Origin of the sequence: Arthrobacter sp. fls2-241-R2A-172 (assembly GCF_030208885.1) — a bacterium.
GTDB lineage: Bacteria > Actinomycetota > Actinomycetes > Actinomycetales > Micrococcaceae > Arthrobacter.
In genome coordinates this window covers 117,047-126,824 of sequence record NZ_JARVTB010000016.1, presented here as the reverse complement: position 1 = coordinate 126,824, position 9,778 = coordinate 117,047, and the positions used below count along the sequence as shown (strand labels likewise).

7 protein-coding genes are annotated in these 9,778 nt (G+C 64.4%); 1 reads left to right on the top strand and 6 read right to left on the bottom strand.

What is annotated here, in order from left to right; all coding sequences use genetic code 11:
• Positions 1 to 256: 256 nt before the first annotated feature.
• From tyrS to QRM57_RS19480, 3 genes are all read right to left on the bottom strand, one after another.
• Entirely contained in the window at positions 257 to 1,567 is a 1,311-nt protein-coding gene (tyrS, locus tag QRM57_RS19490) for a tyrosine--tRNA ligase (RefSeq protein WP_235521880.1), read from the bottom strand.
• A gap of 37 nt (positions 1,568 to 1,604) precedes the next feature.
• Positions 1,605 to 3,833, bottom strand: a complete 2,229-nt coding sequence (locus QRM57_RS19485; RefSeq protein WP_284987817.1) for an ATP-binding domain-containing protein — start codon at positions 3,831 to 3,833, stop codon at positions 1,605 to 1,607.
• 90 nt (positions 3,834 to 3,923) lie between these two features.
• A complete protein-coding gene (locus QRM57_RS19480; protein ID WP_284987815.1) occupies positions 3,924 to 4,592 on the bottom strand; it encodes a DNA-3-methyladenine glycosylase in 669 nt (222 codons plus the stop codon).
• An 82-nt stretch (positions 4,593 to 4,674) separates the two neighbouring features.
• Between QRM57_RS19480 and QRM57_RS19475 the strand changes: the two genes are divergently transcribed.
• A complete protein-coding gene (locus QRM57_RS19475; protein WP_284987814.1) occupies positions 4,675 to 6,240 on the top strand; it encodes a DNA-3-methyladenine glycosylase 2 family protein in 1,566 nt (521 codons plus the stop codon).
• A gap of 46 nt (positions 6,241 to 6,286) precedes the next feature.
• On the opposite strand, the gene QRM57_RS19470 is transcribed toward QRM57_RS19475, so the two are convergent.
• From QRM57_RS19470 to QRM57_RS19460, 3 genes are all read right to left on the bottom strand, one after another.
• Positions 6,287 to 7,024, bottom strand: coding sequence for a maleylpyruvate isomerase family mycothiol-dependent enzyme (locus tag QRM57_RS19470; protein ID WP_284987813.1), 738 nt, complete (start codon positions 7,022 to 7,024; stop codon positions 6,287 to 6,289).
• A gap of 74 nt (positions 7,025 to 7,098) precedes the next feature.
• Positions 7,099 to 8,514: an argininosuccinate lyase gene (argH, locus tag QRM57_RS19465; protein ID WP_284987812.1), complete on the bottom strand. Its 1,416-nt coding sequence runs from the start codon at positions 8,512 to 8,514 to the stop codon at positions 7,099 to 7,101.
• Positions 8,514 to 9,719, bottom strand: coding sequence for an argininosuccinate synthase (locus tag QRM57_RS19460; RefSeq protein ID WP_211711897.1), 1,206 nt, complete (start codon positions 9,717 to 9,719; stop codon positions 8,514 to 8,516). Before QRM57_RS19460 ends, argH begins: the two co-directional genes overlap by 1 nt.
• Positions 9,720 to 9,778: the final 59 nt, after the last annotated feature.

Below are 9,778 nucleotides of genomic sequence, written 5' to 3'. Positions count from 1 at the left end.
CAGGCGTGAACCCCGTCACAACACCCACCCACCCCACCACCCAACGCCAAACACCGAACCCAACCCACCGCCGTCGAACACCCCCAACCAGCCGAACATGAAAGAGCGTCAACACCAAACAGGCGGAACATGAAAGAGCGTCAACACCAAACAGGCGGAACATGAGAGAGCGTCAGAAAGCCACGGGGCTTAAACACAAAAAGGCCGGCAACCACAACGGTTGCCGGCCCTTTTCGAGCTGGATTGCTGACTGGATTTAGGCCGAAACCTCAATCGTGGCCAGGTTCTTTTTCCCACGCCGCAGCAGCAGGTACCGGCCATGAAGCAGTTGGTCCTGGCCGATGACGGCGTCGGGATCCGAAACCTTGGCGTTGTTCACGTAGGCACCGCCTTCGCCCACGGTCCGACGGGCTGCGGACTTGCTGTCCGAGAGACCCGAGGCAACCAAGAGGTCGATGATCCCCAAACCGTCAGCGCCGATGGTTGCCGAGGGAAGCTCCGCAGTGGCGGCTTCCAGGGTGCGTTCGTCCAGAACCGTGAGGTCGCCGTTGCCAAAAAGTGCAGCCGAAGCGGCAATCACTTTCTCGGTCGCGTCTACACCGTGCACCAGCGAGGTGACTTCGTAGGCGAGCTTCTTCTGGCCTTCCCGGGCAAAGGGACGTTCCGCCACAGACTCCCCCAGCGCCTCAATCTCTGCACGCGAAAGGAACGTGAACACCTTGAGCCGGTCCACGACGTCGGCATCCGCAGTGTTCAGCCAGAACTGGTAGAACGTGTACGGGCTGCACATTTCGGGATCGAGCCAGATGGCATTGCCCTCGCTCTTGCCGAACTTGGTGCCGTCCGAATTGGTGATGAGCGGCGTGCCCAGGGCATGCACGCTCTTGCCCTCCACCTTGCGGATGAGTTCCGTGCCGCTGGTGAGATTGCCCCACTGGTCCGAGCCGCCGGTCTGCAGGGCACAGCCGTAGTCGCGGAACAGCTGCAGGTAGTCCATGCCCTGCAGGATCTGGTAACTGAATTCGGTGTAGCTGATGCCCTCGTCCGAGTTCAGTCGTGAGGCGACAGCGTCCTTGCGGAGCATGGTGCCCACACGGAAGTGCTTTCCAATTTCACGCAGGAAATCGATGGCGCTCAGCGGGGCGGTCCAATCAAGGTTATTGACCATCCGGGCCGGGTTTTCGCCCTCGAAGCTCAGGAAACGGCGGACCTGGCCCTGAAGGTAGCCGACCCACTCTGCAACGGTGTCCTTGGTGTTCAAGGTGCGTTCCGCCGTCGGGCGGGGGTCACCGATCAGGCCGGTGGATCCGCCCACCAGGCCGAGCGGCTTGTGTCCGGCCAACTGAAGGCGACGCATCACCAGCAACTGCACGAGGTTGCCAAGGTGCAGTGACGGTGCGGTGGGGTCGAAGCCACAGTAATACGTGATCGGGTCCCCGGCGAGCAGCTTTTCCAGTTCCGTTTCATCAGTGGAAACGTGGACAAGGCCGCGCCATTTGAGCTCCTGCCAGACGTTGGCAAAGGCGGGATCGTTGTGCTGGGACTCGAGGTTGTTTACATGTGACACGAGATCTAAGTTAGCAGGATTGAAGCCCGTGAATTTCCTAGCGCTCGATGCCGGCTGGTACCGGAGCAGCGGCGATGAGGCGCAGGCGCTGCGTGGCACGGGTCATGGCTACGTAGAGGTCCCCCACCTTGCCGTGTTCATGGTTCAGCATGGCAGCCGGTTCCAGGACTACAACACCGTCGAATTCCAGGCCCTTTGCTTCCTTGGGGCTGATCACGACGATGTCCTGCTCGTAGCTTCCGGCACCCGTGCCGATACGCGTTCCATAGACCTTCCGCAGTGCAGCGGTGGCCTGGGGAAGCAGGGGCCCGTCGGCTATGACTGCCAGCAGACCGCCGTCGAGCGCTTCCACTTCCTCCGGCAGGACCTCAACCAGGCGCGGGACGATTCCGTCGGCCTCGACGTGATCGACAATGGGCGACCATTTGCCTTCGCGGACAGCCTTGGGGGCCGAGACCACAAGGCCCGCCCGATTAGCCATCCGGACGGCAGCCTCGGCAATCTGCGACGGCGTGCGGTAGTTGACCGTGAGTTCCTCAAGCCTCCAGCGGTCACCGAACGACGGCGCCAGGGCACTTTGCCACGAATTGGCGCCGGCCGCGGCGCTCGTCTGGGCGATGTCACCCACAATGGTGAACGACTTCAGGGGGCAGCGCCGCACCAGGAGGCGCCACTGCATCGGTGAGAGTTCCTGGGCTTCGTCAACCACGATGTGGCCAAATGCCCATGAACGGTCGCTGGTGGCACGCTCGGCTGCCGTGAGGCGGCCCTCGCGCTCCTGGTTCTGCTCGGCAAGCTCCTCTGCGGTCACCAGGACGTCCACGCCCATGGCTTCCATGTTGGCAAGGGTCTGCTTGGCGTTGGCAAGGTCGCGGGCACGATCTGCTTCCTGCTGGGCCAATCCCCTGCCGGCGGCTGGGTCCAATTCACCCAACAACTCGGCCGCTTCGTCCAGCAAAGGAACATCCGCTTCGGTCCACGGGGCGTCAACGGGCCGCTGCAGGAGTGCGCGCTGCTCCGGCGTAAGGTTCGGCGTGCAGGCCTCAAGGATGGCGGGCTTGCTGAACAGTTCGGAGATGAGTTTCTCCGGGGTCATCGGCATCCAGCAAAGATTCAAGGCGATACGGACGTCGCGTGCGGAGCGGACGTCTTCGGCGAGGTAGGCGCGGTCAGCATTGTTGCCGATGTTCGATTCTTCAACGAGGTCAGTCAACTGCTCAGTGAGCTCGCGAAGGAGGATCTTGACGAATGTGAGCCTGGCTTCGTTGTGCGGCTTGCCCGTTGCCCGCGCCTTTTCCCGGGCACGCCGTACCTGGCGGACCGTCAAGGTGAGTTTCCGCGAATCAACTTCCAGGATGCGGTCTTCGGCGGGGGTCCGCTGCCGGTTGGCAACAGCGTTGGCAACAACTTTGGCCATGTCCAGCTTGCCCTTGAGGGCAGCAACGTCCGCGTCATCCTCGGGAACGGCGTTGATGCCCGGCATCAGGCGACCCAGGCTGGCCATGACCACGCCGGTTTCACCCAGCGAGGGCAGCACGCGTTCGATGTAGTGCATGAACGACGACGACGGCCCGACCAGGAGGACACCGGCGCTCTTGAGGCGATCCCGATGCGTATACAGCAGGTAGGCAGCACGGTGCAGGGCGACGGCAGTCTTACCGGTACCCGGTCCGCCCTGAACCACAAGCGCTCCGGAAATGGAGGAACGGATGATCCTGTCCTGCTCCGACTGGATGGTACCTACGATGTCGGACATGCGGCCCGTGCGCTTTGAGTTCAGCGCCGCCAGGAGGGCACCCTCGCCCTGAAGGGACTCGTCGTCGGCCAGCAGACCGGCGTCCAGGACGTCGTCTTCGATCGCCTTGACGTCCCGGCCCTGCAGGATCAGGTGCCGACGACGGCGCACACCTTGGCGATCGAAGGCGGTCGCCTGGTAGAAGTGGCCTGCCTCGGGAGCACGCCAGTCAACCATGAGCCGTTGAAGGTCGGCAGTGGACAGGCCGATGCGACCGATGTACTGGGCTTCCCCGGAGTCCAGATCCAGCCGGCCGAACACCAGGCGGTCGTCGACGGCGTCGAGCTGGGCCAGGCGGTCTTCGTACAGTGCCGCGAAGGCGTCACGTTCGGAAACGTTCTGCATGGTTCCCACTGCGCCGGTCTTGCGCACTTGCGCCAGCTGCTCGCGCTTTTCTGCGCGCAGCTCATCGAGCCGGGCGTACAGCCCAGCCACATATTCCTGCTCGTGGACCAAATCAGCGTCGTGCATCGAACCGTAACCCCTATCGCAAAAGACAGACCTGCCATTCTACAGCGATTTCGGTAAACGTGTGGGGTTGAAGTCACCTGGCGGATGACGTCAGGTAGCAGGCGTGCGGTTACGAGCCTTTGCTGCCTTGTAACGCGAGACCGTGGGATCATCCTCGATCCAGAAACGCCACGGATAGTCAGTGCTTCCTCCCGGCCCGGCAACCCCCACTCGCGGGCCGCTCGCCACCGCTGCCGCCGGGGTCCTGGGCAACCAGAGGCTGAACGGTTCCGCGAGCGCGTCACGTCCGGTGTCCGCCGTCGTAAGTCCCAACGCCGAAGCGAGCCTGGCAGGTCCGCTGGCCAAGTCTTTGTGAGCTTTGGACGCCGGCCTCCGGAGGGCTGCCAGCCCTTGTCCTTCCACGATTTCGCCTGCCCGCAGGAGCAGCGCGGAAGCAGCGCCGTCGGGACCGCAGACTATGTTGGCGCAGTAATGCATGCCGTAGGTGAAGTAGACGTACAGGAACCCGGCGGGGCCGAACATGGGTGCGTTCCGTGGCGTGGGGCCGCCAAAGGTGTGGGATCCGGGATCTGGGTGTTCCGAATCCCGAGGGCCCATGTACGCCTCCACCTCCGTAAGCCTGACCGAAACAGGACCGGCTTCGGAGTGGTGCGTCAGGACGGCGCCGAGGATCAGCGGAGCGATGGCACGCGGATCTCCCGCGAGGAATTCGCGGACCTCGGCTGGCTCGAGAATGTAGTTCTCCACGGACTGGCTCATGCCCAGACCCTAGCAAAGTCGCCCGAACGGCCATGTCCGATTTCCGCTAGCAGTGGTCCAGTTCCGCTGGCAGGATGGAGCCATGGACTTCTGGCAGCGCTACAGGGCAATTGACGCCCGCGACATCCGGTTCGACGGTCAATTCTTTACTGCTGTCAGCTCCACCGGCATCTATTGCCGACCGTCGTGCCCCGCCCGGACGCCGAAGGCCGAAAACGTCACGTTCTATGAGACCTCGGCTGCAGCGCACGAGGCCGGCTACCGCGCGTGCAAACGCTGCCTCCCTGAAGCCGTCCCCGGAACACCTGCGTGGAACATCCGCTCGGACATCGCCGGCCGGGCAATGCGGTTGATCAACGACGGCGTCATCACGCGCGAGGGCGTGGACGGCCTTGCCCACCGTCTGGGCTACTCGGCACGGCAACTCAACCGCATCCTCAGCCAGGAACTGGGCGCCGGTCCTCTCTCCCTGGCTCGGGCAAGCAGGGCCCAGACAGCCAGGACGCTGCTGGTCTCCACTGACATGCGGCTCGCGGATGTGGCCTTTGCGTCCGGGTTCAACAGCGTGCGGCAATTCAACGACACGATCGGCGAAGTATTCGCGATGGCCCCGACGGCGTTGCGCGCCACCGGCGCAAAGTCCGTGCACCGCTGGCGTGCTGGGACGTCGCCGGGCGGAGCTCCCGCGGCACTGACGCTGAACCTGCCCTACAGGGAACCGTTCGATCCCGGGATTTTCGACTTTCTGGCCGTTCGTGCCATTCCAGGCATCGAGTATGCCAGCACCTCCGAGGACGGAACCAGGACCTACGGACGTACCCTGCGCCTCCCTCGGAGTACCGCGTCGTTCTCGGTTTCCTACAAGCCGTCCTCACCCGCCAAGCCGTTGCAGCTCAACGCCAGCGCTGTAGACCTCCATGACCTCCCCACCCTGCTGAGCCGTGTCCGGAGGCTGTTCGACCTGGACTCTGATCCGCGGGCGATCGATGATGCCCTCGCAGCGGACCCGCGACTCGCGGCCAGCGTCACAACGATTCCCGGTATCCGGATGCCTGGAGCTGTCGACCCGGAGGAACTCCTGGTGAGGGCAATGATCGGTCAACAGATCACTGTGGCTGCCGCCCGCACCGCGCTGACCCAGCTCTCCGCGGCCGGCTCAACCATCGAAGGGGCCGGGCCAGGACTGGAGAGGCTGTTTCCGACGACGGCGGAACTCGCCGACAAGGGTCGGGTACTGCTTCGCGGGCCCCAGCGCCGGATCGACTCGATCATGGCCGCCAGTGAAGCCATGGCTACGGGGAAACTCGATTTTGGGTACGGCGACGACTTTGAAAGCCTTGAACGCAGATTGCTCCCGCTCCCCGGCGTGGGGCCATGGACGGTTGGGTATGTTGCCATGCGTGTGCTGGGCGCCCCGGATGTCTTCCTTGCCAACGACGCCGCGGTGCGGAACGGATTGAAAGTCCTGCCGACTCGCTCGGGGCTCAGCACCGATTTCAGCGAAGTCAGCCCGTGGCGCTCCTACGCGACCATGCATCTGTGGCGGGCCGCGGCCAAGCGCCCTGTTTCAGCCGCCGGAAGTGAGAGAGCGTCAGCGGTTAGCGGGCGGGATGTGAGAGAGCGTCCGGCCCAAGCATCCGGGATGTGAGAGAGCGCCCGGCCCAAACGTCCGGGAAGTGAGAGAGCGTCAGCGGTTAGCGGGTGGCTGGCTGGGCCGCGGGCCAGGGCAGGAGCTCGGGCAGCTCTACACCGTCAGCGGCTGCGGTAGCGCGCAGACTTCCGAGGCTGGGTTCGCGGCCGGCGAGCCACGCGGCGATGTCCGTCAGCATTCCGGTGATGGCGATGGACGTACTGCCACCGCCGATGCTGATTTGGGGAAGGCCCGTGGGTTGGAGTACCAGTTTGTACTCTCCCGGAACACGGGCCGCCAGGAACCCGATGAGGTGTTCGCAGAACGGCCGGCTCCACGTCTCTGGTCCGAAGCCCACGCCCAGGTCCGACGCATGGATGGTCAGTTCGCGCCACAGTGCCTGGCCGCCGTCGAACACTGTCCCGTCACGGTAGGTGATGGGAGCTTGCCAATCGTCGGGTTCCAAGGCATCGAACGACGCAACCGCGGACTCCACGGCCTTGGTGACGGACTCCGTGTGCTGGGCCAGGCTGTGTCCCGCCGCAAGTTCGATCGCCTTGTTACGGCCATCCATGCCGCCGTCGTACAGTTCGATCTTCTCGCCGCGCCGTGCGTAGTCGAGTTGGCGGGCCATCGCGTTGGCGATTCCGGTGATGTGCGCCAGCACGTGGCCGCGGGTCCAACCGGGGAGTTGGGATGGGCCAGCGACGGAGGCGTCGTCCAGTTTGGCGAGGAGGCGGGTGACGGTGCCGGCGGCTTTGTGAAGCTCTGCGGGCAACGCCCCAGGGGTGATCTGAGTCATAGCGCCATGCTAACGCACGCTTAAACACCTGTGGGACAGCACATGATGTGCCATCCCACAGAAGTGTTCAGTGTCTAGCCTGCGTAAGAACGGGCTGCCACCAGTTCCGCTTCCAGGGCCGCCAATTGGCGTTCGACGGCGGCTGGTGCCGTGCCGCCCTGGGAGTTGCGGCTGTTGAGCGAGCCTTCGGTGCTGAGCACGCTGCGAACCTCGGGAGTAAGGTGCTCTGAGATCGCCGCGTATTCCTCGTCCGTCAGGTCCCACAGCTCCACGCCACGGCTTTCGGCCTGCTTGACGGCAGCACCGGAGAGCTCGTGGGCTTCACGGAAGGGCACGCCCTGGCGGACCAGCCACTCTGCGATGTCCGTGGCCAGCGCAAAGCCCTGGGGAGCCAAGGATTCCATCCGCTCAGTGTTGAACTTCAGGGTCGCGATCATGCCGGACACGGCCGGGAGCAGCAGCTCCAGGGTGTCGGCAGCGTCGAACACAGGCTCCTTGTCCTCCTGAAGGTCACGGTTGTATGCAAGAGGCAAGCCCTTGAGCGTCGCCAGCAACCCGGTCAGGTTGCCAATGAGGCGGCCGGCCTTGCCACGTGCGAGCTCGGCAACGTCCGGGTTCTTCTTCTGCGGCATGATCGATGACCCGGTGGAGTACGAGTCGTGCAGCGTGACGAAGGAGAACTCCTTGGTAGCCCAGAAGATGACTTCCTCGGAGATCCGGGACAGGTCCACGCCGATCATGGAGCAGACCCAGGCGAACTCGGCGAAGACGTCGCGGGAAGCGGTGCCGTCGATCGAGTTGTGCACGGCCGAGAAGAACCCCAGGTCCGCGGCAACAGCCTCAGGGTCCAGGCCCAGCGAAGAACCCGCCAACGCACCCGAACCGTACGGCGAAACACCGGCCCGCTTGTCCCAGTCCTGGAGGCGCTGCACATCGCGCAGCAAAGCCCAGGCGTGGGCCAGCAAGTGATGGCTCAGAAGGACCGGCTGGGCGTGCTGCAGGTGCGTGCGGCCAGGCATGGCGACACCGTGGTGGGCCTTGGCCTGCTCAACCAGTGCGTCAACCGTGGCCAGCACTCCCTGGGCAATAATGCGCGCGTGGTCCCGAAGGAACATGCGGCCAAGGGTAGCCACCTGGTCGTTCCGCGAACGGCCGGCGCGAAGCTTGCCGCCCAACTGGGTGCCGGCACGCTCGATCAGCCCACGCTCCAGTGAACCGTGCACGTCCTCGTCGCTCTCAGCGGGAAGGTAGGCGCCACTGGCGACGTCCTCGTCCAGCTGGGTGAGGGCGGCGAGCATGCCTTCAAGCTCAGCGTCATCCAGCAGTCCGGCCTTGGCGAGCACGCGTGCGTGCGCCTTGGAACCGGCGATATCGTAGCGGGCCAGCCGCCAGTCAAAGTGCGTGGACTTGCTCAGTGCGGCCAGCGCATCCGCGGGGCCGCCGGCGAACCGGCCACCCCACAGTGCGCCTTCGTTTGTTGCCGACGTCATTACTCGCCCGCAACCCGCAGGTCGCGGCCGGAAGCAACCTTGGAGGACATGCCCCACAGCTCGATGAAGCCGCGTGCCATGGACTGGTCGAAGGTGTCGCCGGTGTCGTAGGTGGCGAGGTCGAAGTCGTACAGGGAAGTCTCGGAGCGGCGACCGTTGACGATGGCCTGGCCGCCGTGGAGGACCATGCGGATGTCGCCGGAAACGTATTTCTGGGTGTCCTCGATGAACGCATCCAGGGAGCGCTTCAGCGGGGAGAACCACTGTCCGTCGTAGACCAACTCGGCCCAGCGCTGGCCAACGGTGGCCTTGAAGCGGGCCTGCTCGCGCTCGATGGTGATGTCTTCAAGGTGCTTGTGCGCGGTGATCAGCGCCATGGCACCCGGTGCTTCATAGATCTCGCGGGACTTGATGCCCACCAAGCGGTCCTCAACCACGTCGATCCGGCCGACGCCCTGGGCGCCTGCACGGCGGTTCAGTTCCTGGATTGCCTGCAGCGGGGTGACCTTCACGCCGTCGATCGCTACCGGCACGCCGGCCTGGAAGGAAATGGTGACCTCGTCCGGTGCCGGCGGGAATTCCGGGGTGGCGGTGTAGTCGTAGATGTCCTTGGTGGGTGCGTTCCAGATGTCCTCGAGGTAACCGGTCTCGACGGCGCGTCCCCAGACGTTCTGGTCGATCGAGTACGGGTTCTTCTTGGTGGTCTCGATCGGCAGTCCCTTTTCCTCGGCGAAGGCGATGGCCTTGTCGCGGGTCAGGGCGAGGTCGCGAACCGGTGCGATGCACTTCAGGTCCGGGCCAAGGGTCTGGATGCCCACTTCGAAGCGGACCTGGTCGTTGCCCTTGCCGGTGCAGCCGTGGGCAACGGTGGTGGCGCCGAACTCGCGGGCAGCCTTCACGAGGTGCTTGACGATGACCGGACGCGAGATCGCCGAAACCAGCGGGTAGTGACCCTGGTAGAGGGCGTTCGCCTTCAGCGTGGGCATGGCGTACTCGTTGGCGAACTCGTCGCGGGCATCAGCGACGTAAGCCTCGACGGCGCCGCAACCGAGGGCGCGCTGGCGGATGGTCTCCAGGGACTCGCCGCCCTGTCCAACGTCGACGGCCACAGCGATGACCTCGGCGCCGGTGGCTTCACCGATCCAGCCAATGGCTACGGACGTATCAAGGCCACCGGAGTAGGCCAGAACAATGCGCTCAGTCACGAGAGTGCTCCTTTGTTGTTGCTTGGTTCATTCGAATCAATGCTGTGTGAATTAGATGC